The organism is Gordonia sp. N1V (assembly GCF_029269935.1).
Taxonomy (GTDB): Bacteria; Actinomycetota; Actinomycetes; order Mycobacteriales; family Mycobacteriaceae; genus Gordonia; species Gordonia polyisoprenivorans.
In genome coordinates, this window is record NZ_JARJDD010000008.1 from 91155 (window position 1) to 117811 (window position 26657).

The following is a 26657-nucleotide window of genomic DNA, read 5'->3' on the forward strand; positions in this document are numbered from 1 at the left end:
CCCGGCGCCTAGGCTGGCCGCATGGTGATGGCTGATCGTCCCGAGGTAGCGACCGCATCCGGACCCGTGAGCGCGCTGGCCGTGGTGGGTCTGGCCGAGAGCATGCTCAACGGACTCGCCCGGGTTCCGTTCCAGAAGCCGTGGAGCGGTCCCGGTGGCCTCCTGGACAACCTCGGACAGTCGGTGACCCGACAGACGATCCGCGCGTTCATGGGCTATTCGATGGGCCTGCCGATCGAGGAGTTCCGTTCGATGGAGAAATTCATCGACGACATCTGCAAGATCGTGCTCCCGCCGGTCGTCGGTCTGGCCGGCAAGGTCGAGATCGTCGCCGACGAGGTCGCCGGGATACCGGGGATCTGGTGTCGCGCCAAGGATTCCACCGACTCCTATGTCGACGACGCCGAGCAGAAGAAGGCCATCGACGGCACCATGCTGTATCTGCACGGCGGCGGCTACATCGGCACCTCACCGATGATGTACGCCGCCTTCGCCGCCGCCCTCGTCCGCCTCACCGGGTTCGAGATCTTCATCGCCGACTACCGGATGGCGCCGGAATTCCCGTTCCCCGCCGGCGTGCACGACGCCGCCGACGTCTACCGCGGGCTGCTCGAGCGAGGGGTCGACCCTGCGCATCTGGTGGTCGCCGGGGACTCCGGCGGTGGCGGGCTCGCCACCTCGCTGGTGGCCTACCTGCGCGATCACGACCTCCCCAAACCAGCTGCGCTGGCCCTGTTCTCACCGGAGATCGACCTCGATCTCGACCACGATTCGATCGTCGAGAACGCGCCGTACGACATCCTGCCGTGGAGTATCCCGGTCGCGCCGTACCTGCGCGGGGTGCAGCCCAATGACGACCGGGTCTCGGCCGTGTACGGCCATCCCGACCCGGAGTGGTTCCCGGCGACGTTCGTCTGCTGGGGCGAGGTGGAGATGTTCCGTGACGGCATCCGGCAGTTCGTCGAGAACCTGGAAGCCGCGGGGGTACCGGTGACGGGGAGGGAGGAGCGTGGCATGTTCCACGTCTTCCCGATCCTCATGCCGTGGGCGGAGTCGTCCAAGCGGGTGCTGCGTGAACTCGGCGAACTCGCCGACCGCTACGTCATCTCGGATCCGCAAGCGGCCCAGACGCACTGACGGTAACGCCAAGATCGGTGGCCGCCCGGGATCTCACATCTGACGGCGGTAGGGCTCGCATCCAGGCGGGGCCTTGGGCGGCTCACGCAGGGCGATCTCCGGGATCGACATGGTGACCGGTGTGCCCTCGGTGAGGGTGAACTTGTCACCGTGATGCGCGAGGTCGATGTCGGGTCCCGAGAGCAGGCGATACGTCGCCGAGCTCTTGTCGATGGCGACCAGCATCTTGGAGTCGCGCACCGTCATCCGGAACGACAGGTAGTCCAGTCGTGTCGGCAGTCTCGGCGCGAACGTGATGTTGCCACCGAAGTCGCGCATGCCGCCGAACCCGGCCACACAATCCATCCACGCTCCGGCCAGCGCCGCGATGTGCAGACCGCTCGCCACGTTGTCGTGCAGATCGTGCAGATCGGTGAACACCGATTCGACGAGCAGATCGTAGGAGAGGTCGGGGTAGCCGACCTCGGCGGCGGTGACCGCCTCACAACACGCCGACAACGACGAATCCCGCACCGTCAGTGGGTAGTAGTAGTCGAAGTTCCGCAGTTTCTGTTCCGGGGTGAAACTCTCGCCGAACAGGTACATGGCGAACACCAGGTCGGCCTGTTTGACGACCTGCTTGCGGTACAGCTCGTAGTACGGATAGTTCAGCAGCAGTGGGTATTTGCCGCGTGAAGCCTCGAAATCCCATGCGCCCAACAGGGTGAACGCCTCGCACTGCTGGTGCACACCGAGTGCCTCGTCGTAGGGCATCACCATGTCGTCGGCGCAGGCCTCCCAGTGCGCCGACTCGGCGTTGGTGACGCCGAACTGCTGAGCCAGGTCCGGACGCCGGTGCACCGCGGCCACCGCATCCCGAAGGTTTTGTTGTGCAGCGAGATTGGTGAAGATGTTGTTGTTGACCACGGCGGTGTACTCGTCGGGTCCGGTGATGCCGTCGATCCGGAAGTGCCCGTTGACGTCGTGATGTCCGAGGCCGGCGAACAGGCGGGCGGTCTCGACGAGGATCTCGACGCCGCATTCGGTTTCGAACTGCTCATCGTGGGTGGCGCGCAGGTATCGGCCGGTCGCGTTGGCGATGTCGGCGCTCACGTGCACGCCCGCGGTACCCGCGGGCCAGTAGCCCGAACACTCGTCACCGTTGATCGAGCGCCAGGGGAACATCGCGCCGCGCTGGGCGAGTTCGGCGGCACGCGCCTTGGCCTTGTCCATGGTGGCGTGGCGCCAGCGCAACTCCTCGCCGGCCGCCGCGGGCACCGTGTACGTCAGCATCGGCAGGATGAAACTTTCGGTGTCCCAGAAGGTGTGGCCGTCGTAGCCGGGGCCGGTGAGTCCCTTGGCCGGGATCGCGCGCGACTGGCCGCGCGCGCCCGCCTGGAGCACGTGGAACAAGGCGAACCGGATCGCCTGCTGCAGTTCGGGATCGCCGTCGAGCTCGATGTCGGCGTCGCGCCAGAAGTCCTCGAGGTAGGCGGCCTGATTGGCTTTGAGTGAGTCCCAGCCGGTTTCCATCGCCATCGCCAGCGCGGCGTCGACCTGTGCGCGCAGTGCGGGTACCGATCGCCGCGCCGACCAGCCGTAGCCGATGTATTTGGTCAGGCTCAGCCGGGTGCCCTCGGGGACGTTGGCGGCCACCGTCAGTCGCGCGAGGTCGCCGTCGGCGCGAATGAAAGTGTCTGCGCGATCCGGGAATTCGATCTGGTGATCCATGCCGGCGGCCATGTGCAGGCCCGAGCGCTTGGTGTGGTGGACCAGGATGCCCCAGTAGTTGCGGCAGGTCGCGAGATCCGAGACCAGCGGCTGATCGAGTGCTGCCGCCAGACGCGGATCGTTGCCCGGCGTCGGAATCGGTTCGTTGGCAAGCAGATCCGACTGCAGCACCAGCTTCATGTCCTCGCCGACCGGCTCCACCTCGTAGTGGATCGCGGCGATGGTGCGCTTGGTGAACGACACCAGCCGCTCGGACTTGATGCGTACCGTGCGACCGGTCGGTGAGGTCCACAGGGTGCTGCGCCGCAGCGTGCCGGTGCGGAAGTCGAGCACACGCTCGTGCTCCTCGGTGCGACCGTAACGCAGGTCCATCGGCTCGTCCTCGACGAGCAGCCGGATGATTTTACCGTCGGTGACGTTGACCACGGTCTGCCCGGATTCGGGGTAACCGTAACCACTTTCGGCGTACGGCAGACCGCGCTGCTCGTAGAAGCCGTTGAGGTAGGTGCCCGGGTGATCAACCGGCTCACCCTCCTCGAAGGTGCCGCGCAACCCGATGTGTCCGTTGGACAGCGCGAAGAGGGTCTCGGTGCGCCCGAGCATGTCGATGTCGAGTCCGCGCCAGCGCAATTGCCATGGGTGGACGTCGAATCCGTAGGCGTTGTCGGAGGTGCTCATGCGGGGAGTAACTCCTCGAGATCGTTGACGACGATGGACGCCCCGGCCGCGGTCATCGACGCGGCCTGGGTGCCGCCGACCCGGTCGATACCGACGACGTAGCCGAAATGACCGGCGGCACCGGCCTGGACTCCGGAGATCGCATCCTCGAAGACCGCGGCGGCTGCGGGCTCGACGCCCATCCGCTGTGCTCCGAGAAGATACGAATCGGGGGCGGGTTTGCCGCGCAGGCCCGCGGCGGCCGTCTCGAGACCGTCCACGCGAACCTCCACGAACTCCGACAGATCGGCGGCGTCGAGCACCGCGGCGCCATTCTTCGACGAGGTCACCACCGCGATCCGCAGACCGGCATCCTTCGCGGCCTGCAGATAGCGCACCGATCCCGGATACGGGTTCACCCCATCGCGTTCGAGGCTGGCGAGGAACATCTCGTTCTTCCCGCTGCCGATCGCCTCGACGGTGGCGTCGTCGACGTCGTCGATACCGCGGCTGGCGAGGAAGGCACGCACACCGTCGTCGCGCGGACGGCCGTCGACATGGTCGAGGTAGTCCTGCTCGGTGAACGGCGTGAACCCCTCGCCGTCGCGCTGACGAAGGTAGGCATCGAACGCCGCCTTCCACGCGTGGCGATGCAGGACGGCGGTACTCGTGAGGACACCGTCGAGGTCGAAGAGCGCGACGGTGACGTCATCTGGCAAACCCAACACGAGTGGCCACGCTACCCGTCTGTGGCGGCTGGGGCGCGCTATGCGAGCGACGCGGATCCGCGGGGTGTCGCGCAGGTGCACAAATGTGTGGACGCGTGCGACGCGAATGATGAACCATGAGGCCATGTCTCGTGATGTCGTACAGTCCCGACGCTTCGCCCAGGTCGATGTCTTCGCGTCCCAACCGGTCTCCGGCAATCCGGTGGCGGTGGTCGTGGACGCCGACGGCATCGGTGACGAACAGATGGCGGCGTTCGCGCGATGGACCAATCTGTCGGAAACCACGTTCCTGCTGCCGCCGACCGACGCGGACGCCGACTACCGGCTGCGGATCTTCACTCCCGGCTCGGAGATGCCTTTCGCCGGGCATCCGACGCTGGGGTCGGCGCATGCGTGGCTCGCCGCCGGGGGTGTCGCCGCGGGCGACGACATCGTGCAGGAGTGCGGTGTCGGGCTGGTCCGCATCCGACGGACCGACGGTCGCCTCGCCTTCGCCGCGCCGCCGCTGAGCCGTTCCGGGCCCGTCGCCGACGACACCCGCGCCGAGGTGACCGCCGCCCTCGGCGTGGACCCGCAGCACGTACTCGCCGCCGAATGGGTGATCAACGGGCCGCGGTGGATGGTGTTGCAGCTCGATTCGGCGCAGCGCGTGCTCGAAGTGACCCCCGACTTCGCCGCCCTCGGCGACCATGAGGTGGGGCTCGTCGGCGCCCACACCGAGGCGACCGCCCCCGGAGCCGATGTGATGTTCGAGGTCCGCGCGTTCGCACCCGGCGACGGCATCCCCGAGGACCCGGTCACCGGCAGTCTCAACGCCGGCATCGCGATGTGGCTGCGCGGCGCCGGTTTGGCGCCGTCGTCCTATGTGGCTGCTCAGGGAACCGTGCTCGGCCGGTCCGGACGCGTGCACGTCACTGACGACGGGGAGAACATCTGGATCGGCGGCGAGAGCACGACCGTCATCACCGGCAGCGTCGATCTGTAGGCACACCGGTGGCCGCGACCCCCGATAACCCCGACCCCGGTACGCCGAGCCCTACAGTTGGCCGCATGACCGACGCCGACAGCGCCCACCACACCGCCGACAGCGCCCACCACACCGCCGACAGCGCCCACCACACCGCCGACAGCGCTTCGATGAAGGCCGAGAGCGCCAAGGCGGCCAAGAAGCGGCGTCGTCGGGAGCCGCCGCCGGACCCCGAGCTCCTGCCGGGGCTGGTCGACGCGCACACCCATCTCGCCGCCTGTGGCGGGCGGGATGCGGACTCGGTCCGGGCCATCCTCGATCACGCCGAGACGGTCGGTGTCGGGCAGGTCGTCACCGTCGCCGACGACATGATCGACGCGCGCTGGGCTCTCGACGCCGCGCACTGGGACGATCGGGCGTTCGCCGCGGTTGCGCTGCATCCCACCCATGCGGGCGAACTCGACGATGCGGCGCGCGCCGAACTCGAACAGATGGCCGCCGATCCGCGGGTGGTGGCCATCGGCGAGACAGGTCTCGACTACTACTGGCCCGGCAAGTCCGAGTCGGCGGCGTCGCCGGAGGTCCAGAAGGAGGCCTTTGCCTGGCACATCGATCTGGCCAAGCGGATCGGCAAACCGCTGATGATCCACAACCGGGGGGCCGACCACGACCTCCTCGACATCCTGGCGGCCGAGGGCTCACCGGACGCCGTGATCATGCATTGCTTCTCCGGTGACCGGAATGTTGCTCGCGAATGCATAGATCGCGGCTATTTTCTGAGTTTTGCTGGAACTGTGACATTTGCCAATGCTGCCGAGTTGCGTGAGTCAGCTCACCTGGTGCCGGACGGGCAGATCCTCGTCGAGACCGACGCACCGTTCCTGACCCCGCATCCCTACCGTGGCCAGCCGAATCAGTCCTATTGCCTGCCTTATTCGGCACGGCTGCTCGCCGATGTCCGTCGAACGGATGAGCACACGATGGCGCAGACGCTCGGTGACAACGCGCGACGCGTGTACCGGCTGTCTTTGCGGTAATCACCCCTGCTCGTTATCGTATTGTGATCCGTCGCCTCGGCGGTGGTTTCGTTCCTCGGGATGTGGGCCCTCGGGCCCGTCCGGGACGACCACCTCGCGCCGGTGTCGGGGGATGACCACGTCGTCGATCAGGATGCTTGACCTTGTCTGTTTTCGCGAGAATCCACACGTTGGAGTCGATGCGCGCCCGCATCGCCATCGGGGCCGTGCTCTGCACCGTCGCCGCGGGCGGCGTGATGGGCGTGACGATGCACAAACACGTCACCATCGACGTCGACGGCCAGAAGATCCAGGTCGCCACGATGACGATGAACGTCGACTCGTTGCTCGAGTCGCAGGGCTACCAGCCGGTCAGCGGCGACATGGTGTCGCCGTCCCCGAATTCATCGTTCTCCGACGGTCAGACGATCACCTTCCATCGCAAGAAGCAGGTCGTCCTCGACGTGGAGGGCGAGAAGCGCGTCGTCGAGACGACCGCGGTCAACGTGAACCAACTCCTCGCCCAGCAAGGGCTCTCACACGGTGCGGACCAGGCGAACTTCAACGCGAACGGGCCGATCCCGGTCAACGGCGCGGTCGTCGACGTCACGCTCCCCAAGAAGCTCGTCATCATCGACGGCGGGGTGCCCTCGATCAAGTCGGTGCCCGCCGACACCGTGTCGGAGGCCCTCGAGGGCATCGGTGCGCCGTTGCAGGACGCCGACAAGGTCACCCCGGCCGCCGACGCCAAGGTCACCGACGGCACGGTCATCAACGTCACCCGCATCCGCACCACCGAGACCACTGTCGAAGAGGACGTCAACGCTCCCGACGTCACCCAGGACGATCCGACCCTGATCAAGGATCGCCGCATCGTCGTCAAGCCCGGTAAGCCGGGCCGTGCGAAGGTTCAGTACGAGGTGACCACCGTCAACGGCAAGATCACCAAGCGCGTGAAGATCAGCCAGGACGTGCTCACCCAGCCGGTCGCGGCCACCGTTCGCGTCGGGACCAAGCCGGGCGCACCGTTCGTGCCGTTCGGTTCGGTGTGGGATGCGCTGGCCCAGTGTGAATCGACCGGTAACTGGGCGATCAACTCCGGCAACGGTTTCTACGGTGGTATCCAGTTCGACCAGAACACCTGGGATCGCTGGGGCGGCCAGGAGTACGCGCCGCGCCCGGACCTCGCCACCCGTGAGGAGCAGATCGCGATCGCCGAGAAGACCCAGGCCGCACAGGGCTGGGGTGCGTGGCCGTCCTGCTCGTCGCGGCTGGGGCTCTGATCTGACCGCCGACGACGCGCCTGCGCATTCGCGCCTACTCGGTCCGGCTCAGATCCGGGCTCTGGCAACCGAACTGGGCGTTCGCCCGACCAAGACCCTCGGGCAGAACTTCGTCCATGACGCCAACACGGTGCGACGTATCGTCGCCGCATCCGGTGTCGGGGCCGACGACGTCGTGCTCGAGGTCGGCCCCGGTCTCGGCTCGCTGACCCTGGCCCTGCTCGGCACCGTCTCGCGCGTGATCGCCGTCGAGATCGACCCGGTCCTGGCCGCACGGCTTCCCGCCACCGTGGCGGAGTACGCGCCGACCCGGTCAGCGGCACTCGACGTCGTCACCGCCGACGCGATGACGGTGCTCGCCGACGACCTGCCCGCCGCGCCCACCGCACTTGTGGCGAATCTGCCCTACAACGTTGCGGTGCCCGTGCTGCTGCACCTGCTCGCGCAGTGCCCGACGCTGCAGACCGCTCTGGTGATGGTGCAGGCCGAGGTCGCCGACCGCCTCGCCGCCGGACCGGGCGGCCGCATTTACGGCGTCCCGAGCGTCAAGGCCCGCTACTTCGGTGACGTGTCGCGGGCGGGTGCGGTGGGCCGCAACGTGTTCTGGCCGGAACCCAAGGTGGAGTCCGGACTGGTTCGCGTACAACGACATTCACGCTATTCCGACGATCCCGCGGTGCGGGCGAAGGTGTTCGCCGTCATCGACGCCGCCTTCGCCCAGCGCCGCAAGACGATGCGCTCGGCACTGGCCGGGTGGGCCGGCTCGGCAGCTGAGGCCGAGCGTCGGCTACGCGCCGCCGGCATCGACCCGCAGATCCGCGGCGAGAAGCTCGACGTCGACGACTTCGTCCGGTTGGCGCAGGTCCCGGCGGGCGACTGAGCGCACCACGTACTGCTTTCCGCTGGTCGATTTCGCTCCCGCGCAAGGAAATCGTTGCGCGCGAGCGAAATCGACCAGCGAGAAGCGCTCAGACCGCACCGTCGTCAGGAACGGGCCCGCCGATGTCGAGCATGACCAGGCGCTTGGTCGCCCGGGTCTGTGCCACGTAGAGATCTCGGAGACCGGAGTCGTCCGCACACCGGATCTCGTTGGCGCCGAGCACGATCACGGTGTCGAATTCCAGACCACGCGCGTCGGCGGCCGGCACGACCATCACATCGTCTCCGAGTGCGGCGGCGTCGGAGCACGATGCGCGCCGTGCCGTGGTGATGATGCCGATGAGCTCCCCGGGGTGCGCTGCCCGCATCGCCGCGACCAGTTCGTCCACCTCGGAGTCGACGGCATCGTTCGCGACGATGCCGGTAGTCGGATACTCGCCACGACGTATCGAGCGTGAAAGCCGCTGTGTGGGAGCGATACGCGCCAGGACGGGTGCGGTGGTTTCCAAGATCTCCGCGGTGGTGCGGTAGTTGATCGTGAGAGTGTGGTGGACAAAGCGGTCGTCGACAAAAGGGTGCAGCGCCTCGCCCCAGGAGCTGATGGTCGTGGTCGGTCCCGACTGGGCGAGGTCGCCGACGATGGTCATCGAGTGGTTCGGGCATCGACGCATGAGCATCCGCCACTGCATCTGCGAGAGTTGCTGCGCCTCGTCGACGACGATGTGCCCGTACACGGTCTCGGGTGGCCCGTCGACGAGCGCGCGGGCCTCATCCAGGAGTGCCAGATCGGCCATGCTCCAACCTTGTCGAGCGCCGTCGACGATCGAGGCGACGTCCTTGTCGGTGCGCCGCGGGAAGTGACGAGTGAGCGAGACGGCGTCAGTGAGCACGTCACGCACCACGTCGTCGGCGGTGAGGAGTGGCCAGACCTCGTCGATGGCCCGTGTGATTTCGGCGTCGTCGAGGAGATCATCGTGGATACGGTCCCAGTCGATCTCGAGCTCCCCGCTGCCGTCGTCGGCATACGCCGAGGGCCGGGCCTCGCCGGCGAACATTCGATCGAGATCGATGCCGAGTACGCTTCGGATCTCGTCCTCGAAGTCCGAGATCTCCTGTGCAGTTTGTGCTTCCAGCTCGGTGACCGCCTCATCAACGATCTGTTCGAGGAATGACTCACGCGCCCGGTTGTGGCCGACGCCGCCCTGCAACGCACTGCGGCGAGCGGCATCCACGCGTGCGGGATCAAGCACGATCGCGCCGTATCCGGTCCGCAATCGCAGGGGTATCCCATGAGGTTGTGAGGCCTCGACCCGACCGGCGAGAAGTTCGGCAAAGTGCGTGCAACCCTTCGCGAGTGCGATCGGATCGGTCTCTGCGCGCGTCACCGTGACATCCACCAGGTCGGTGGTCGTACGCAGGGCGACATCGTTCTCACCCAGGGACGGCAGAACGTCGGAGATATAGGTGAGAAATCGTCTGTTCGGTCCGAACACCAATACTCCGCGATCGGCAATCGCGGGAAACGCGTACAGCACATACGCCGCCCGATGCAGGGCAACGATCGTCTTGCCCGTTCCCGGGCCGCCATCGACAACCATGATTCCGCGGTGTTCGGATCTGACGATCTCGTCCTGTTCGGCTTGCAAGGTCGCCATCGCTTCGCGCATCCGACCCGTCCGAGCTCCACTCAGTGCGGAGACGAGGGGGCTGTCGCCGACGACGTCGGTATCGGTCGGTGCGGTCCCATCGAGGATCTCGTCGGTGAGCTCGACGACCTTACGGTCTCGTAGTCGCAGGTGACGACGCCGACGCACCCCGAGCGGTGACGCCGAAGTCGCCGCGTAGAAAGGTCGAGCAGCGTCGGCCCGCCAGTCCACGAGCAGTGTGCGGTGCGAGTCCGACAGGAGCCCGACCCGACCGATGTACATCGGTACGCCGCGGTCCGCTCCGTCGATCCGCCCGAAACACAGTGCGTGTTCCGCCTTCCGGAGCCGACGGACGACCTTGTCCAGACGTGACAGCTCGGCGTCTCGCGCGACACGATCTCCGGGACCGTCGATGGGCGACGAGAGGGCCTCTTCACGCGCTCGGAGACCGATCATCGTCTCGGTGTCGAGGCGTGCGTACATCTCGTCGACGGCGTGCTGCTCCTCTGAGATTTGTCCCTCTGAGATTTGTCCCTCTGCGATCTGCGTTGCCCTGTCGGTGATCTCAGCCATTGCCCGTCTTTCCGTCGTTCGACCAACGACGTCCACTGTGGAGGGCGGGCACCGACTATGCAACGTTGACTTCGCAGTCCAGTCATGGCCTTCGCGCGGGAACGGAGGTCAGGGCGTGTTCAATGGAGATCCGTTGACAGAAAAGTACTTTCGTGGCCTACCTCTTACTGGGTTCCAGCGAGAAGCGCTCAGGCCGACCGCAACTTCTCCAGCAACGGCCCGGCCGCCTCGTCGAGGAACCGCTCCTGGCTCTCGCCGCCGATCTGAACGAGTGCGACGTCGGTGAATCCGGCGTCGACGAATGGCCGGATCCCGTCGACGAGTTCGTCGAGATCCGACCCGCAGGGGATGTTGGCCGCGACGTCGTCGGGGGTGACGAACTGGGTGGCGCCGGCGAACGCCGCGGTGGTCGGCAGGTTCGCGTTCACGTGCCAGCCGCCGGCGAACCACCGGAACTGGTCGTGGGCGCGGGCCACCGCGGTGTCACGGTCGGGGTCCCAACAGATCGGGATCTGGCCGATCGCGCGCGCCGGGTCGAGCGCGGCGCCCTGCCCGATCGAGGTGGTCTCGGAATTGGCATTCCAGTGCTCGATGAAGTCCGCCTTCGGCTCGACGGCGATGAGATGGTCTGCAAGAGGCCCGAATTCGTCGATCGAACGGGGTCCGGACACCGCCACGCCGATGGGTACACCGTCGTCGGGCAGATCCCAGATCCGTGCCGAATCGACCTGGAAGAACTCGCCGCGATGATCGACGAGACCGCCGTCGAGCAATGCTCGGATGATCTCGATCGCCTCGGCGAGCATGGCGTGCCGCTCGGAGACGGCAGGCCACCCCGCGCCGACGACATGCTCGTTGAGGTTCTCACCGCTACCGAGTCCGAGAATGAACCGGCCCTCGGCGAGCAACTGCAGGGTCGCGGCCTTCTGGGCGATGATGGCCGGGTGGTAACGAATCGTCGGGCAGGTCACGTAGGTCATCAACTCGACCTCCTCGGTCGCGTGAGCCACTGCGCCGAGCACCGTCCATGCGTACGGTGCGTGGCCCTGCGCCGAGAGCCACGGGAAGTAATGATCGCTGGACACCTCGAAATCGAAGCCCGCCTTCTCCGCGGCCACCGCGTCCCGGACCAGCTGCCGGGGTCCGGCCTGCTCGGTCATGAGGGTGTATCCGAATCGTGTCGCCATGCTCGCGCTCCTTCTGATCGGTGCGGACGTCCGAGCGAATCGGAAGTGACGCCACCTCGACGTCCCACCGGCTCGACGTCCAACAGTGCGAAGGTGGATGGTGGGCACGTGGTCTCGACCCAAGAGGAACAGGAGTGACAGCGATGACGCACACCGACCGGACAGAGACGCCGACCGAAGAGGCGCCTGTGGACACCGTGCTCCTCGACGTCGACGGTACGCTCATCGACTCGAACCATCTGCACGCCTTGGCGTGGCAGCGCGCCTTCGCCGGGCACGATCTGTACCCCGAATGGTGGCGTATCCACCGCGCGATCGGGATGGGCGGCGATCAGCTGGTGGGGGAGATCTGCGGGCCGGACGTCGAGAACTCCCTCGGCGATGACCTGCGCGACGAGTGGGCCCAGCAATACCGCAAGCTGCTACCCGAGGTGCGCGCGCTGCCGCGTGCGGCGGAACTGGTGCGGATGCTCGCCGATGCCGGCTATCGGGTGGCGCTCGCGTCGTCGGGGGCGCAGGAGTTCACCGACGCAGCGCTGGATCTCCTAGGCCTGACGCGCTCCGATTTCGCCGTCGTGACCAGCGCCGACGACGCCGAGAACTCCAAGCCTGCGCCGGATCTCCTGGCGGTCGCGCGTGAACGTTCCGGCGGTGACACCGCGGTCCTCGTTGGCGACAGCGTGTGGGACGTGGCGTCGGCGAACGAACTCGGTATCGCCTGCGTCGGTGTGCGGACCGGTGGTTTCGCGGGTGCGGAGTTGCTCGATGCGGGCGCGATCGAGGTCGTCGACGACGTCGCCGCGCTGGTCGAACGGGGTTGGCAACCGTGACTCGCACGGCGATTCACTACCCTGGATACCCGTGTCCCCAGCGTCCCTGTCGGTGATCTCCGACGCCGTTTCCGTGCGCGTGCCCGCCAAGGTGAATCTTCACCTCGGCGTCGGCCCGCTCCGCGACGACGGCTACCACGATCTCGTCACCGTCTACCAGGCGCTCTCGTTGTACGACGACGTCACCGTCGCGCGCGCCGCCGCCCTCGGGGTGACGCTGCGCCGCGAGGGCGGACGAGGCGCCGACGCCGCCGACGTACCCCTCGACGACGACAACCTGGCGATCAAGGCCGTCCGCGCGCTCGGCAAGTGGGCCGACCGCGATCCGCGGGTGGCCATCGAGATCGTCAAACGCATCCCGGTCGCCGGCGGAATGGCCGGCGGTAGCGCCGACGCCGCGGGTGCCCTGGTGGCCCTCGCCGCGCTGTGGAAACTCGATCTGCCGCGCGCGGAGCTCCTGGAGATCGCCGCCGGTCTCGGCAGCGACGTGCCCTTCTCGGTCCAGGGCGGCACCGCCATGGGCACCGGCCGCGGTGAGCAACTGATGCCGATGATCGCGCGCGGCGAACTGCACTGGGTGCTGGCGTTCGCGCGCGACGGACTGTCGACGCCCGCCGTCTTCGCCGAACTCGACCGTCTGCGCGCCGATCACGCCGACGCCTTCGACGTGCACAACCCGCGGCCCGACGAGCTGGTGCAGGCCCTGACCACCGGGCAGCCGACGCAGATCGCGCCGCTGCTGCACAACGATCTGCAGCCGGCCGCACTGAGTCTGCGGCCGGGACTGCGCCGCACGCTGCGCGCCGGTGTCGACGCCGGCGCGTTGAACGGCATCGTCTCCGGATCGGGGCCGACGTGCGCCTTCCTGTGCGCCGACGCCGACGCCGCGGTGGCCGTGGCCGCCGAGCTGTCCGGTGCCGGTGTTGCCCGTTCGGTACGCACCGCATCCGGGCCGGTCAGCGGCGCGACCCGACAGGCGCCCGGGCAGTGATCACGCGACCACGACGGCCGCGCACACGAACGCGGGGCGAGCGGGCCAACGCCCGCGGTGTACCCGGGGCGTTTGCTCGGACTCACCGCGAATGTCGTCGGCTCGGGGTCGTCGGTGTGGTCGCAGTCGTGGTCGGACTGATGACGGTCGGCTTGGCGTCGCTCGGAGCCGGCTCGGCCACCGCGACCCCGATCCCCGGGCGCGTGCTCGCCGGCACTGTGATCGTCGGCGCCGACCTGCCGCCCGGCGCGGCGTCGGGACAACGCCTCACGTATGCGACCCGCGACCAGAATGATCGAATGGCGTTGTCCACCGGCGTGTTCTACGTTCCGAAGGGCACGCCGCCGTCGGGCGGGTGGCGCATCTTCTCCTGGGCGCACGGCACCACCGGGATCGCCGACGAGTGCGCGCCGAGCCGGACCCGCAAGGGCTCCGGTGTCGACACCGCGATCATCGACGCTCTCAAGCGCGGATATGCGGTCACCGCAACCGATTACGCGGGCCTCGGCGCACCCGGTGAGACCGAGTACCTCGGCGGACGGGCCGCCGCGCACTCGGTGATCGACATGATCCGCGCGGCCCGCGCCCGTGACGCGTCGTTGGGTACCGAGTGGGTGTCCGCCGGGCATTCGCAGGGCGGGCATGCGGCATTGTTCGCCGGGCACGAGGCGCCGTCGTACGCGCCGGAACTGAATCTGCGTGAAATCCTGGCCCTGGCACCGGCTTCCGGTATCGAAGGGGTACTCACCAAGTCGTTCACGCCCAGCGTGCCGAGCCTGGGGAAACTCAACACCGTCAGTGCGCTGTATCTCTACATCCTTGCCGGCCTCGACCACGCGCGACCCGATCTGCACGTCACCGATCACCTCACCCAGGCGGGCAAACGCTATCTCGATCTCGCGCGATCGGAGTGCAACGGCGAGGTGTCGGCCGCGATGCGGTCGGTGGCGCCGGGAGATCTGCTGGACTCCTCGCTGGGCGACGAGCGCTTCGTGGCCGCGCTCGCCGACTACACGCGGGTGCCGACCGGCGGGTACACGGTGCCGATCCGCATCGATCACGGCCTGCTCGACCCGGTGGTGCCGTTCCCGTTGACCGCGAAGCTGGTCCGCTCGATGCACGCCGACGGCACCGACGTCGACCTGCACACCCACACCCGCGCCGACCACACCGCCGTCGTCGCCGATTCGCTCGATCAGGTGATGGGTACCGCCGCGGCGGCATTCGGGCGGGATTGAGCACCGCACCGGCGGGGAGTCGGCGCCACAGGAGAGCCCGACAGTCCGGGGTTGTTATCGTCTACCGGTGCCACCCGCCCCCTCCGCGCTGATCAACGCCGACCGCATCAGCAAGAGCTTCGGCATCAAATCCCTGCTCGACGGGGTCAGCCTCGGCGTGCACGAGGAGCAGCGCATCGGGGTGGTGGGACTCAACGGCGGCGGCAAGACCACGCTGCTGGAGATCCTCGGTGGCGTCACCGAACCCGACTCGGGGCGTGTGTCGCGGGCGGGTGGGGCGCGCATCGCCGTGGTCACCCAGCGCGGTGAGCTGCCGGCGGGCAAGACGGTCGCCGAGGTCGTCGTCGGCGGTCCCGACATCGCCGTGCACGAGTGGGCCGGCGACCCGAGGGTCCGCGGGATCCTCGCCGGCATCGGCGTCGACGAACTGCTCGACGCTCGGGTCGACGAACTCTCCGGCGGACAGCGACGCCGCGTCGGGCTGGCCGCCGCGCTGGTCTCCGAGGCCGACGTCCTGATCCTCGACGAGCCCACCAACCACCTCGATGTCGAAGGCGTGCAATGGCTCGCCGATCACCTCATGCGGCGTCGCGGCGCACTCGTCGTGGTCACCCACGACCGCTGGTTCCTCGACACCGTCGCCACCCGGACCTGGGAGGTCCACGACGGTCGGGTCGACGAGTACGAGGGCGGATACAACGACTGGGTGTTCGCCCGCGCCGAGCGGGTGCGCCTCGCCGACGCCGCCGAGGAGCGGCGACGCAACCTGGCCCGCAAGGAGCTGGCGTGGCTGCGTCGCGGACCGCCCGCCCGAACCTCCAAGCCGCGCTACCGAATCGAGGCCGCCGAGAAGCTGATCAGCGACGTCCCGCCGCCCCGTGACACGGTGACGTTGTCGACGTTCGCCAAGCGTCGGCTCGGACGTGTCGTCATCGAACTCGAGGACGCGCACATCGAGACACCTGCGGGACAGGCGTTGCTGGACAATCTGACCTGGCGACTGGCGCCGGGGGAGCGTATCGGTCTGGTCGGGGTCAACGGATCGGGCAAGACGACGTTGCTGCGTGCGCTGGCCGGGGAAGTCGACGTGGCCCCCGGCCGTCGCATCGAGGGCGTGACCGTGAAACTGGGCTGGCTGCGCCAAGAACTCGACGACCTCGACGAGGATCAACGGGTCCTCGACGCGGTGGAGTCGGTCGCCGCGCGGATCATGTTGGGTGACAAGGAGTACTCGGCGAGTCAGCTCGCCGAACGGCTCGGCTTCTCGCCGGCCAAACAACGTACCCCGGTCGGCGATCTCTCCGGTGGTGAGCGTCGGCGCCTGCAGTTGACGCGTGTGCTGATGGCCGAACCGAACGTGTTGTTGCTCGACGAGCCGACCAACGATCTCGACATCGACACCCTGCAACAGCTCGAGGATCTCCTCGACTCGTGGGCCGGGACCATGGTGGTCATCTCCCACGATCGCTACCTGATCGAGCGGATCTGTGACTCCACGTGGGCGTTGTTCGGTGACGGCTCGCTCACCAACCTGCCGGGCGGGATCGCCCAGTATCTCGATCGGCGTCGTGAGATGCGTTCCGGCACCACGGGTTCGGGTTCGTCGAAGGTGGGTTCGTCGCAGGCGGCATCGGGGCAGACCGCAGACGCGCAGACCCCGGGTACGGCCGACGCTCCTGCCGAGCGACCCGCGGTGAGTGCCGCCGAACACCGCGAGGCACGCAAGGCGATGAACCGGGCCGAGCGGCAGATCGAGCAACTCTCGCGGCGCGAGGACGAGTTGCATGCCGCGCTGGTGGCCGCGGCCACCGACCCCGAACGTCTGGTGTCGCTCAATACCGAACTACGGCAAGTGGTTTCCGGTAAGGAAGCCGCCGAAGCGGCGTGGCTCGAGGCCGCCGAAGCCATCGAGTGAGGCTCAGGGTGCCGACGTCGGCTGCGTTACCCGCTCGGCGTCGATCGACGCCGCGAACTCACTGATCATCGTTCCCGCCACGGCCGGCTGGACCAGCGGATACAGATGGGTGGCGCGAGGCATGACGCGTAGATGCGCACGGGGCGACAGAGCGGCGAACCTGCGTTCGTGGATTCGGAACTGATCCCAGCCACCATTGGCGAACAGCAGCGGTCCCGGATATCCGGCGAGCGCGGACAGGGCGTCGAATCCGGCGATCTCGTCGACCACATCGGCAATCGAGTGCAACGCGAGCCCGCCGGCCTCCATGTCGTCGGAGACCTGCGCGCCCAACGCCATCCGGGTGAGGAACCGGCTGATCTCGGCGCTCTGCGCGGGTAGGAACGAGGTGGCCGCGCCGAACAACCGAAACGGTGCGGCCAACAACCCGCTGGGCTGGGCGGTCGACCCCATCGCGACGAGCCCGGCCACGCGCTCGGGATGCGCGGCCACGGTGGCCATCGCAACATAGCCGCCCAACGACATTCCCGCGAGGACCGCCGGTGCGCCGAGTTGGTCGACGGCGTCGACGACGGCGGACACCGCCTCGGCCATCGTGAAGGTCTCGGCGCTGCGTGTGCCGTGACCGGGCAGGTCGGGGTGGATCACCGGCCGGTCGGTGACGGCGCTCGCGATGCGATGCAGCGACGCACCGCTGACGCGCAGACCGTGAACGAGCACCACCGGAGTGGGCTTCTCCGACCGTGCGCTGGTACCCATTTCGGGTTCGTTGCAGCTCATCGGGAGACAGTATGACCGCTTTGACCGTCCGCGTATAGTGACGCAGGCCACTATCCGTGGCTCCACTCGAGACGTCGAAAGGGCCCACCAACGCCATGACGATGACCGAACCGACACCGACGAGCGAGCGACGCGAGGACTATCCGAACGTCGAGTTCATCCGCAACGATCCCGATCTCCCACCCGTCGCGATCATCGACCGCTCACCGATGACCGTGCCGAAGAAAATCCTGTTCGCCGTCATCGGCCTGCTCGGTGCGGTGGCGTGGGTGATCGTGGCGTTCATCCGTGGGGAGAACGTCAACGCCGTCTGGTTCGTCGTCGCGGCAGTCTGCACCTACGTCATCGCCTACCGTTTCTACGCGCGCATGATCGAGATGAAGGTCGTCAAGCCCCGCGACGATCACGCCACGCCCGCCGAGGAATTCGACAACGCGCAGGACTACATGCCGACCGACCGTCGAGTGCTGTTCGGTCATCATTTCGCCGCCATCGCCGGAGCTGGTCCACTCGTCGGACCGGTACTCGCCGCGCAGATGGGCTACCTGCCCGGAACCATCTGGATCATCATCGGCGCCGTGGTCGCCGGCTGCGTTCAGGACTATCTGGTGCTGTCGATCTCGACGCGGCGTCGCGGACGCAGCCTCGGACAGATGGCCCGCGACGAACTCGGCCGGGTCGGCGGCACCGCCGCGATCGTCGCCGTGCTGGTCATCATGATCATCCTCATCGCGGTGCTGGCCCTGGTTGTCGTCAACGCGCTCGCCGACAGTCCGTGGGGCGTGTTCTCCATCGCGATGACCATCCCGATCGCCCTGTTCATGGGTATCTACCTGCGCTACCTGCGGCCCGGTCGCGTCAGCGAGATCTCGCTGATCGGTGTGGTGTTGCTGCTCGCCGCCATCGTCGCCGGCCGCTACGTCGGCGAATCCGGTTGGGGCAAGGACTGGTTCACCCTCTCACCGGTCTTCCTGAGTTGGGCGATCATCATCTACGGTGTGGCCGCCGCGGTACTGCCGGTCTGGCTGCTACTGGCACCCCGCGACTATCTGTCGACGTTCATGAAGGTCGGCACAATCGCCCTGCTGGCCCTCGGCATCCTGATCGTCCAACCGGTCATGAAGGCACCGGCCGTCAGCGAATTCGCCTGGAACGGCAAGGGGCCCGCCTTCTCCGGCGCATTGTTCCCGTTCCTGTTCATCACCATCGCCTGCGGTGCGCTGTCGGGATTCCATGCCCTCATCGCCTCCGGCACCACGCCCAAACTGCTGGCCAAGGAAGGGCAGGCCCGGATCATCGGATATGGCGGCATGCTCACCGAATCGTCGGTGGCGATCATGGCGTTGATCACCGCCTGCATCCTCGATCAGCACATCTACTTCGGCATGAACGCACCCAAGGCGCTGACCGATGGCACCGCGCAGGGTGCCGCCGACTATGTCAACGGACTCGGGGTGAGCGGAAATCCGGTCACCGCAGCGGACTTCACCTCCGCCGCCGAGGGAGTCGGTGAATCCTCGATCGTCTCCCGCACCGGTGGTGCACCCACCCTCGCGATGGGTATGGCCGACACACTGCAGCGCGCCATCGGAGGGGAATCGTTGCGGGCGTTCTGGTATCACTTCGCGATCATGTTCGAGGCGCTGTTCATCCTGACCACCGTCGACGCCGGTACCCGGGTTGCGCGGTTCATGCTGTCCGACGGCATCGGCAACATCCCCGGTGCGAGCCGCTTCAAGGATCCGTCCTGGCGGCCCGGAGCGTGGCTGTGTACCGTGATCGTCTGCGCCGCATGGGGTTCGATCCTGCTGATGGGCGTCACCGACCCGCTCGGCGGTATCAACACGCTGTTCCCGCTGTTCGGCATCGCCAACCAGTTGCTCGCCGCGGTCGCGTTGACGGTCGTCACCGTCATCCTGTTCAAACGCGGACAGGCCAAGTGGGCGTGGATACCCGGAATCCCGTTGGTGTGGGATGTGATCGTCACCATGAGTGCGTCCTGGCAGAAGATCTTCTCGTCGAATCCGGCCATCGGCTACTGGGCGCAGCACCGCGACTTCGCCAACGCCAAGGACGCCGGCAAGACGTCGTTCAAGACCGCCAAGAACATTGGCGAGATCGACGCCGTCATCCGCAACACCTTTATCCAGGGCACGTTGTCGATCATCTTCGCGGTACTCGTGCTCATCGTGGTGGTCGTCGGTGTCTACGTCTCGATGAAGGCACTGCGTCTTGGCGGACTCCCGACCACCGAGGACCCACCGGAACCCTCACGCATCTTCGGGCCGAGCGGGCTCATCACCACCGCCGCCGAACGCGAGGTCCAGCGGGAATGGGATGACATCGCCATCCAGCGCAAGACCGAGACGGTCACATGAGGCAGATACTGCAGCGGATGGGTGAACGTGTCGCGTGGTACGTCGGCAGCGTCATGGGTGACCGGGACTACGAACGGTACCTGCAACACCATGCCGCACATGGTGATCCGACGCCGCCGATGAGCGAGCGCGACTACTGGCGCCACCGATGGGACCACGTCGAGAACAACCCGCAGGGCCGATGCTGTTAGGGCGTGTCGTTCTGAGGCGTTACTCCTGGGTGACGCTCACCCGATCCGCACCGTGCGGTCGATGCCGACACGGTCGCGGAACCCCGGGTCGTGGCTGACCAGCAGTAGCGCACCGGTCCAGTCACGCAACGCCGACACCAGTTCCTCGGTGGTGTCGATGTCGAGGTTGTTGGTCGGCTCGTCGAGGATCAGGAGCTTGGGTGTCGGGTCGGTGAGCAACGCCGACGCCAACGCCACCCGCAGGCGCTCACCGCCCGACAACTCGGCGAGGGCACGGTCACCGGCGTTGCCGCGGAACAGGAATCGGGCGAGATGCGCTCGAACCTGTTGGATGCCGGCATCCGGATGAGCCAACGACAGGTCCTCGGCGATCGTCCGCGACGGATCGACGAAGGTGATGCGTTGCGGCACCAGGGCATACGGCACAAGTATGCGGTCGCCGGCGATGAGGTCGGTGATGAGGGTGGTCTTCCCGGACCCGTTGGCACCGACGAGCGCGACTCGCTCCGGACCGTCGAGGCGCAGCCGGTCGTCGGCGATCACCTGGGCGTGCGAGGCGAGGTCGGGTTCGGGCATCGAGATCCGCGCGGTCCGGTCCGCACGGACGTCGGCGCGCGCCGATTCCAGCCGACCCGCCGCCGCGGCGACGTCCTCGCGGTGCGAGGTGCGATACTTGCCCGCCGATACCTGTGCCGCGTTCCTGCGGCCGTGGGCGACGATCTTCGGGACCCGTTTCTCGCGTTCGGCTTTCGCCGCCGTCCGGGCCCGGCGGTCCAGGGCGATCTGGGCGTCGGCGAGGTCGCGTTTCTGTGCGCGCAGGTCACCCGCGGCGTTGGCGACGGCAGCCTCCGCGGCTGCCTGCTCGGTGTCGAGGACCTCGCGGTACAGCGTGTACGGACCGCCGAAGAGCCGTACTCTGCCTCGGTACAGCTCGATCGTGGTGTCGACGCGATCGAGCAACTCGAGGTCGTGGCTGACCAGCAGCACGGTTCCGGAGAACGCGTCGAGCGCCTCGAAAAGAGCTGTTCGCGAATCGGTGTCGAGATTGTTGGTTGGCTCGTCGAGCAGCAGGACGTCGGGGCGGCGGAGGAGGCGGGCCGCGATCGCGAGCATCGTCGACTCGCCACCGGAGAGGGTGCCGACGGTGCGGTCCAGGTCGGCGACGAGGCCCAACGCCGACAGTTGCGCGAGCGCGCGCTCCTCGACGTCCCAGTCGTCGCCGACGGTGTCGTAGTCGTCGGGTTGGACCGATCCGCTCTCGATCCGTCGTAAAGCGTTGCGAATCGTGGCGATTCCCAAGACGTCGGCGACGGTGTCGTCGGAGTGGCCCTGCGGATGCTGGGGGACCAGCGCGCAGTCGCCGGAGACCGAGATGCTGCCCGTGGACGGCGACAGTGCGCCGAGGATGAGTTGCAGCAACGTGGTCTTGCCGGCGCCGTTCGCTCCGACGAGTGAGCTGATCCCTGGTGGGACGCTCATCGAGAGATCGTCGAAGACGGGGGTGCCATCAGGCCAGGCGAAAGAGACGCCCGAGAGGGTGATCGATCCGGAAGGGTGCAGGGGTGACGCCATGAGAACTCCTTGAGGTGGTGAGGATTCCGCGGCGACGTCGCGTACGGCGTCGACTCTCGCGGTGGTTTACCGACCTCAGATGTTCATGACTGGCAGATCACTCCTCGATGTGAATCAGCTGGCTGGCGTGCCTCAGGGATGCGCGTTCACGATAGCGCGCCCCCGGACAGGTGTGTCAACCGCTTTTGTTCGCCGGATGTTCCGGGGTGAGGCGCCCGGGCGTCGCACGATCACCAACGACGCGGCGCCCAGGACGAGTCCGACGACGATTCCGAGATCGGGGCGTTGGCCGAGCAGACCCCACGCCAGCAGTGCCGACGCCGAGGGGATGAGTGTGAACAACATCGACGTGGCCGCGGCACCGGCGGTGTTGACCAGCCGGAGGAACAGGGTGGTGGCGATCATCGACGAGGCGATGATCATCGTCGGCAGCACCCAGGTCGCCCGGAGTGGATCGGTGATCGACTCGGGAGTCGCGAGAGTGATTGCGGCCGTGGGTATCAGGGCCACGGTCAGTTGGACGGCATTGCCGGCGACGAGATCGACTCCGCCGCAGAAGCGTTGCTGATAGATACCGCCGAGCGCGACCCCCGTCAGGGCGAGGAGGGTCAGGCCGACGGCGATGCCCATCGTCGAGGCGTCGGCCATCACCCGGGGCAGGCACGCGGCCAGGACCGCGGCCGTGCCGACCGCGATGCCGGTCCATTGCCGCGACCCGAGGCGTTGACCGAGCACAGGCCACGCGAGTATCGCCGTGGCCACCGGGTTCAGGGCAATGACCAGTGCGACGATGACCGCGGGCACCCCGAGCTGCAATGCCAGGTAGGCACAGCCGAATTGGAGGAACTGGGTCAGCAATCCGACGACGGCGACGTGGCCGAGCTGCCGTCCGCGGGGGAAGGCTCGGCGGGTCACGACGGCGATGATGCCGAGGGCTACCGCGGATCCCGCGAATCGGATGGTCAGCAGCGCCATCGGCGACATCGCGGACACGCCGAGCGCCCCGAGCGGATAGCCGAAGGCCCACAACAGGATGAAAGCGGCGGCGGGCAGGGGAGGGATTCTCATGTGCTCCAGCCTCGCGGCGACCACGCTCGTCGTCCAACAATGATCAGTAATCGTGATTGATCATGAATCCTGATCGACGTACGCTGGGCGTCATGGCCAACACGGTTCTCGACATCACCCCGCTGCGCAGTCTCGTCGCAGTGGCCACCTGCGGTGGTTTTCACCGTGCGGCGACGGCGCTGCACCTGACCCAGTCCGCGGTCAGTCAGCATGTCCGCCGGCTCGAGACCGTGACCGGACTCAAGCTCGTCGAGCGTGAAGGGCGGATCACCCGCTTCACCGCGGACGGGGAGACAATGCTCGCCGAAGCGCACCGCATCCTCGCCGCCCATGATGATGCGGTGCGGCGCTTGAATATTCGCTCCGCCACTCCCACATTGACAGTGGCCACGACCGAGCACGGCGCGGACTGGTCGCTGCCGTTTCTCTCGCAAATCCTGCGGGAGCAGTGCCCCGGGCACGCGGTCACCTTTCGTCTCGACCGCAGCCGTCGGGTGATTGCGGCCATCGAGAACGGCGACGTCGATGTCGCGGTGTATCACGAACCGGTTGGACCCACGACCGAACTGCTGGGCCCTCGGGTTGCGATGCGCTGGTTCGGGGCTCCAGACCTCGTCGTCGAGCCCGACAAGCCGCTGCCGCTGGTGGTGTTCGACGAACCCTGCTCGACCCGAGGTGTGGCCCTCGACATCCTTCGGCAGGCGGGGATCGATTTCGCGATCATCGTCGAGTCGGCCGACCTGGCCGGCGTCACCGCCGCGGTGCGTGCGGGGCTCGGCGTGGTGTTGTTGCCGGTGGTCAGCCGCCCGCCGGAGGGGTTGCGCGAGGTCGCATCGCTGCCGCCGTCGCCGTCGTGCGCGCTGCAGGTCCGCTTCGCGCCGACGGTCCCCGAGTCGGTGCAGGCCGCGACGCGCGCGGCACTGGCCGAGACGACGTCGCAGGTCGAGGCGGGTGACCGACGGCGCGCTGACGCGCTAGCGTGAACGTCATGTCGTACATCCGCACCAATGTTGCCAACGGGGTCGGCGAGATCGTCCTCGACCGGCCCAAGGCCCTCAATGCGCTCGACCAGTCGATGGTGGACGACATGTATGACGTGCTGTTGCGCTGGGCCGACGACAACGACATCGAGACCGTGATGCTGACCTCGGGTACCGACCGCGCCTTCTGCGCGGGCGGCGATATCCGCGCGATCCGTGACAGCGCGCTCGCCGGCGATACCGAGTCGATCACCCGCTACTTCTCCCACGAATACCGGCTCAATCAGTTGATCGCCGAGTACCCCAAGGCGCATATCGCGCTGATCGACGGTGCCGCCATGGGCGGTGGTCTGGGAATCAGCGTGCACGGGGAGATCCGAGTGGTCACCGAGAAGGCGATGATCGCGATGCCCGAGACCGCGATCGGCTTCTTCCCCGACATCGGATCCACCTACTTCTTGCCCCGGCTGCCGCAGGGGGTCGGAATGTGGTTGGCGCTCACCGGCGCTCGGGTTCGCGGTTCGCAGGCGTTGTCGGTGGGTCTGGCGACGCACTTCGTGCCGTCCGCGGAACTCGGTGGCGTTGCCGACCGAATCCGTTCCGGCGCACCACTCGGCGAGATCCTGGTGCCCTCACCGGACAAGCACACCGACCACCCACCGCTGCCCGTGGAGCAGATCGGCGAATACTTCTCCGACACGAATGTCGCAGGGATCGTCGGGGGTCTGCGCGGTGCGGTCGGCGACGAGTGGGCCGCGCAGATGCTCGACCTTCTCGGCCACGCATCGCCGACCAGTCTTTGGGTCACCGCACGACTGCTCGAACTCGGTGAGACCGCGATGCTCGACGAATGTCTGGAGCGCGAACTGCATTCCGCCGAAAAGATCACCGCAACCCACGATTTCGCCGAAGGTGTGCGAGCGGTACTGGTCGACAAGGACCGAACTCCCGCCTTCGTCCCCGCCGAGATCGACGACGTCGATCCCGCAGAGGTCTCCCGCATCGTCGGTGTGTGACACCTCGGATCGGTAGTTTCCCTCGAGACCTGTTGTTTCGGAGTGTATCTGGGCGACGTCGGTCCGAATCCAGCTTTGCTGCAGTTGGTCTCGAGGCTCGCCGCACGCGGCTCGCACCTCGACCAGCGGGGAAGGCGACTCGCCACGGAAGGATGCTCCGCCCTTCCCATCCGGTGGTCGAGGTGCCGAGGAGCGCCAGCGACGAGCCTCGAGACCTCTTGTGCCGATGGGTATCCGGTGCATGGTGGTCCGGTTCCAGCTCCGGTTCAGGTGGTCTCGAGGCTCGCCGCACGCGGCTCGCACCTCGACCAGCGGGGAAGGCGACTCGCCACGGAAGGATGCTCCGCCCTTCCCATCCGGTGGTCGAGGTGCCGAGGAGCGCCAGCGACGAGCCTCGAGACCTCTTGTGCCGAAGGTTATCCGGGCCACGGACGGCCACGACACCTCGACCATCGGGTGGGAATTATCTCTATGGAGTTCTCAAACAACAGATGCGGTCCCGACGATGCCGGGTGCAGGGAATCAGGCAGTGGGGCAGTGCAGGTCAGGCTGCGGTGTCGTCGAGTCGCATGGTCCGCCGGTGATACGACGGCACTGGTTGTCGTTTCGGATCGATGCTGGCGGGCGGAACGAGCCACGGATGTCGGTCGAATCCCATGATGATGTCCCAACCGTGGTGGTGCACATCATCATGACAACTACTGCACAGCAGGCAGCCGTTGTCGAGGTCGGTAGGACCACCCTCACTCCAGTGGTGCACGTGGTGTCCTTGGCAGCGTCCGGCGTGGGCGCCGCACTTGATACACCCACGATCACGCACCAACAACGCTTTGCGTTGGCCGGGAGTGAACAATCGTTCCTGGCGTCCGACGTCGAGGGGTACGCCATCGGTGTTGAGGATGATCTTGGTGATGGTGGTGTCACACGACAACAACTTGGCGGTGGCTTCGGTGATCGGACCCATGTTCTGCAACTCGCCGCCGAGCGCGGGGTTGTCCGCTGACCAGGTCCACAACAACCCGTTGGTCGGTTTGGCCGAGAAGGTGGTGTCGGCCAATCCTTGTGCCGCGAGTTCAACGATCGTCTCGAACGCGGCAGCACAGATCTGTTCGGGTGTCCGCGGATCCGGCGACCCGTCGGGCTGGGGCTTGGGCGCCGACAGCGTTTCCATCAGGGTGCGGGTTTTCTCGCCGGCGACGATGTCGAGGTTCGCCGAGATCTCCAACCGTCCGTCATCGGTGATGCGGTCGGTGTAGGAGTTGATCTTCTTGTCCTCCGCAGCTGGCAACCCGCCAGGCGTCTCCGCGGCGAGCTCGTTACCCAACTGCCGCGCGTAGAGGTTGATCTCGGCTGGAGTGAAACCGGCGAAATAGTGCGACAGCAGTTTTCGCAGAAACTCGCAGCGTTGGACGGTGTCCATAGGTTCGGGGGAGCGGGTGTCGATGTGCGCCAGTCCGCGGACGATGGCATCACTATGCTCTGACGATATCGACCCGTCGGCCGCATGCGCGAGCAGTAGATCGATGTCGGTGGTGGCCGCGACCCGCACATATCGTGAAGCGATGGCGGGTGCGAAGCCCATGCTGATCAACAGTTCTCGCAGTCGGGTGGTTTTGTGGTCGGCGACGCCGAGCCGGTCCATCTCGCCGGTGAGGGTGGTGGCGTGGTGATCGATCAGGTTCCGCAACAACAGGACTTGTTTCATCGCGCCGAAAGCTTGAGGGCCGGTCATCTCCGGATCCCATTGCACGTCGCTGAGTTGGGTGACGATCGCGGCGAAGAGTGCTTCGGCGTCAAGAGCTTCGGTGGTGTCGATCATGGGCCCCTCCCCGGTGGCTGATCGGTGTGATGGCTCCATCGTACTCGAACATATGGGTTAAGGCAAGGGTGTTCGACGAGTGTGTGGAGGGAAAGG

Annotated in this window: 21 protein-coding genes; 13 read left to right on the forward strand and 8 right to left on the reverse strand. The window is 67.0% G+C overall.

The features are described 5' to 3' along the window. Positions 1–21 precede the first annotated feature (21 nt). Positions 22–1137, forward strand: a complete 1116-nt coding sequence (locus tag P3L18_RS12640) for an alpha/beta hydrolase (RefSeq protein ID WP_079931719.1) — start codon at positions 22–24, stop codon at positions 1135–1137. Positions 1138–1170: 33 nt separating this feature from the next. Here the strand turns inward: P3L18_RS12640 and P3L18_RS12645 are convergent, their stop codons facing one another. Both P3L18_RS12645 and P3L18_RS12650 read right to left on the reverse strand, forming a co-directional pair. Then, positions 1171–3525, reverse strand: coding sequence for a glycosyl hydrolase family 65 protein (locus P3L18_RS12645; protein ID WP_079931720.1), 2355 nt, complete (start codon positions 3523–3525; stop codon positions 1171–1173). Next, positions 3522–4232, reverse strand: coding sequence for a beta-phosphoglucomutase family hydrolase (locus P3L18_RS12650; protein WP_079931721.1), 711 nt, complete (start codon positions 4230–4232; stop codon positions 3522–3524). The genes P3L18_RS12645 and P3L18_RS12650 overlap by 4 nt, the downstream gene beginning before the upstream one ends. Positions 4233–4338: 106 nt before the next feature. Between P3L18_RS12650 and P3L18_RS12655 the strand changes: the two genes are divergently transcribed. From P3L18_RS12655 to rsmA, 4 genes are all read left to right on the forward strand, one after another. Next, the gene (locus P3L18_RS12655; protein ID WP_079931722.1) at positions 4339–5217 is read left to right on the forward strand and encodes a PhzF family phenazine biosynthesis protein; all 879 of its coding nucleotides are present in this window, start codon (positions 4339–4341) and stop codon (positions 5215–5217) included. 152 nt (positions 5218–5369) lie between these two features. Continuing rightward, positions 5370–6236, forward strand: coding sequence for a TatD family hydrolase (locus tag P3L18_RS12660; protein ID WP_276114308.1), 867 nt, complete (start codon positions 5370–5372; stop codon positions 6234–6236). 143 nt (positions 6237–6379) lie between these two features. Continuing rightward, positions 6380–7498 carry a resuscitation-promoting factor gene (locus P3L18_RS12665; protein WP_216354286.1) on the forward strand — a complete coding sequence of 373 codons (1119 nt, stop codon included), beginning with the start codon at positions 6380–6382 and terminating at the stop codon, positions 7496–7498. Next, positions 7461–8378 (forward strand): 16S rRNA (adenine(1518)-N(6)/adenine(1519)-N(6))-dimethyltransferase RsmA, encoded by a 918-nt coding sequence (gene rsmA / locus P3L18_RS12670; protein WP_276114225.1) that lies wholly within the window; start codon positions 7461–7463, stop codon positions 8376–8378. Before P3L18_RS12665 ends, rsmA begins: the two co-directional genes overlap by 38 nt. Before the next feature lie 88 nt (positions 8379–8466). Here the strand turns inward: rsmA and P3L18_RS12675 are convergent, their stop codons facing one another. Continuing rightward, entirely contained in the window at positions 8467–10596 is a 2130-nt protein-coding gene (locus P3L18_RS12675) for an AAA family ATPase (protein ID WP_276114226.1), read from the reverse strand. Between the two features lie 188 nt (positions 10597–10784). Beyond that, positions 10785–11783 carry a TIGR03557 family F420-dependent LLM class oxidoreductase gene (locus tag P3L18_RS12680; protein ID WP_276114227.1) on the reverse strand — a complete coding sequence of 333 codons (999 nt, stop codon included), beginning with the start codon at positions 11781–11783 and terminating at the stop codon, positions 10785–10787. 143 nt (positions 11784–11926) lie between these two features. On the opposite strand from P3L18_RS12680, the gene P3L18_RS12685 reads away from it, so the two are divergent. From P3L18_RS12685 to P3L18_RS12700, 4 genes are all read left to right on the forward strand, one after another. After that, the gene (locus P3L18_RS12685) at positions 11927–12613 is read left to right on the forward strand and encodes an HAD family hydrolase (protein ID WP_276114228.1); all 687 of its coding nucleotides are present in this window, start codon (positions 11927–11929) and stop codon (positions 12611–12613) included. Positions 12614–12644: 31 nt separating this feature from the next. After that, entirely contained in the window at positions 12645–13604 is a 960-nt protein-coding gene (locus P3L18_RS12690; protein ID WP_276114229.1) for a 4-(cytidine 5'-diphospho)-2-C-methyl-D-erythritol kinase, read from the forward strand. Positions 13605–13720: 116 nt separating this feature from the next. After that, on the forward strand, positions 13721–14842 hold the full coding sequence (locus P3L18_RS12695; RefSeq protein WP_276114230.1) for a lipase family protein: 1122 nt from the start codon (positions 13721–13723) through the stop codon (positions 14840–14842). A gap of 67 nt (positions 14843–14909) precedes the next feature. Continuing rightward, positions 14910–16757: an ABC-F family ATP-binding cassette domain-containing protein gene (locus tag P3L18_RS12700; RefSeq protein ID WP_276114231.1), complete on the forward strand. Its 1848-nt coding sequence runs from the start codon at positions 14910–14912 to the stop codon at positions 16755–16757. Between the two features lie 3 nt (positions 16758–16760). On the opposite strand, the gene P3L18_RS12705 is transcribed toward P3L18_RS12700, so the two are convergent. Further along, entirely contained in the window at positions 16761–17537 is a 777-nt protein-coding gene (locus P3L18_RS12705) for an alpha/beta hydrolase (protein WP_276114232.1), read from the reverse strand. Positions 17538–17632: 95 nt separating this feature from the next. Here P3L18_RS12705 and P3L18_RS12710 point away from each other — a divergent pair, with 95 nt between their 5' ends. Next, the gene (locus P3L18_RS12710) at positions 17633–19915 is read left to right on the forward strand and encodes a carbon starvation CstA family protein (protein ID WP_276114233.1); all 2283 of its coding nucleotides are present in this window, start codon (positions 17633–17635) and stop codon (positions 19913–19915) included. Beyond that, the gene (locus tag P3L18_RS12715) at positions 19912–20106 is read left to right on the forward strand and encodes a YbdD/YjiX family protein (protein ID WP_014359282.1); all 195 of its coding nucleotides are present in this window, start codon (positions 19912–19914) and stop codon (positions 20104–20106) included. Before P3L18_RS12710 ends, P3L18_RS12715 begins: the two co-directional genes overlap by 4 nt. A gap of 36 nt (positions 20107–20142) precedes the next feature. On the opposite strand, the gene P3L18_RS12720 is transcribed toward P3L18_RS12715, so the two are convergent. Both P3L18_RS12720 and P3L18_RS12725 read right to left on the reverse strand, forming a co-directional pair. Next, positions 20143–21678: an ABC-F family ATP-binding cassette domain-containing protein gene (locus P3L18_RS12720; RefSeq protein ID WP_276114234.1), complete on the reverse strand. Its 1536-nt coding sequence runs from the start codon at positions 21676–21678 to the stop codon at positions 20143–20145. A gap of 132 nt (positions 21679–21810) precedes the next feature. Beyond that, the gene (locus tag P3L18_RS12725) at positions 21811–22746 is read right to left on the reverse strand and encodes a DMT family transporter (protein WP_276114235.1); all 936 of its coding nucleotides are present in this window, start codon (positions 22744–22746) and stop codon (positions 21811–21813) included. 92 nt (positions 22747–22838) lie between these two features. On the opposite strand from P3L18_RS12725, the gene P3L18_RS12730 reads away from it, so the two are divergent. After that, positions 22839–23729, forward strand: coding sequence for a LysR family transcriptional regulator (locus P3L18_RS12730; protein WP_276114236.1), 891 nt, complete (start codon positions 22839–22841; stop codon positions 23727–23729). Between the two features lie 5 nt (positions 23730–23734). Next, positions 23735–24742: an enoyl-CoA hydratase/isomerase family protein gene (locus P3L18_RS12735; protein WP_276114237.1), complete on the forward strand. Its 1008-nt coding sequence runs from the start codon at positions 23735–23737 to the stop codon at positions 24740–24742. A gap of 544 nt (positions 24743–25286) precedes the next feature. On the opposite strand, the gene P3L18_RS12740 is transcribed toward P3L18_RS12735, so the two are convergent. Next, a complete protein-coding gene (locus tag P3L18_RS12740) occupies positions 25287–26561 on the reverse strand; it encodes an HNH endonuclease signature motif containing protein (protein WP_276114238.1) in 1275 nt (424 codons plus the stop codon). Positions 26562–26657 lie beyond the last annotated feature (96 nt).

Coding starts and splice junctions, on each gene's coding strand:
- P3L18_RS12640 (WP_079931719.1), top strand. CDS start 22: ATGGTGATGGCTGATCGTCCCGAGGTAGCGACCGCATCCGGACCCGTG.
- P3L18_RS12645 (WP_079931720.1), bottom strand. CDS start 3,525: ATGAGCACCTCCGACAACGCCTACGGATTCGACGTCCACCCATGGCAA.
- P3L18_RS12655 (WP_079931722.1), top strand. CDS start 4,339: ATGATGAACCATGAGGCCATGTCTCGTGATGTCGTACAGTCCCGACGC.
- P3L18_RS12660 (WP_276114308.1), top strand. CDS start 5,370: ATGAAGGCCGAGAGCGCCAAGGCGGCCAAGAAGCGGCGTCGTCGGGAG.
- P3L18_RS12675 (WP_276114226.1), bottom strand. CDS start 10,596: ATGGCTGAGATCACCGACAGGGCAACGCAGATCGCAGAGGGACAAATC.
- P3L18_RS12680 (WP_276114227.1), bottom strand. CDS start 11,783: ATGGCGACACGATTCGGATACACCCTCATGACCGAGCAGGCCGGACCC.
- P3L18_RS12685 (WP_276114228.1), top strand. CDS start 11,927: ATGACGCACACCGACCGGACAGAGACGCCGACCGAAGAGGCGCCTGTG.
- P3L18_RS12705 (WP_276114232.1), bottom strand. CDS start 17,537: ATGAGCTGCAACGAACCCGAAATGGGTACCAGCGCACGGTCGGAGAAG.
- P3L18_RS12710 (WP_276114233.1), top strand. CDS start 17,633: ATGACGATGACCGAACCGACACCGACGAGCGAGCGACGCGAGGACTAT.
- P3L18_RS12715 (WP_014359282.1), top strand. CDS start 19,912: ATGAGGCAGATACTGCAGCGGATGGGTGAACGTGTCGCGTGGTACGTC.
- P3L18_RS12720 (WP_276114234.1), bottom strand. CDS start 21,678: ATGGCGTCACCCCTGCACCCTTCCGGATCGATCACCCTCTCGGGCGTC.
- P3L18_RS12725 (WP_276114235.1), bottom strand. CDS start 22,746: ATGAGAATCCCTCCCCTGCCCGCCGCCGCTTTCATCCTGTTGTGGGCC.
- P3L18_RS12730 (WP_276114236.1), top strand. CDS start 22,839: ATGGCCAACACGGTTCTCGACATCACCCCGCTGCGCAGTCTCGTCGCA.
- P3L18_RS12735 (WP_276114237.1), top strand. CDS start 23,735: ATGTCGTACATCCGCACCAATGTTGCCAACGGGGTCGGCGAGATCGTC.
- P3L18_RS12740 (WP_276114238.1), bottom strand. CDS start 26,561: ATGATCGACACCACCGAAGCTCTTGACGCCGAAGCACTCTTCGCCGCG.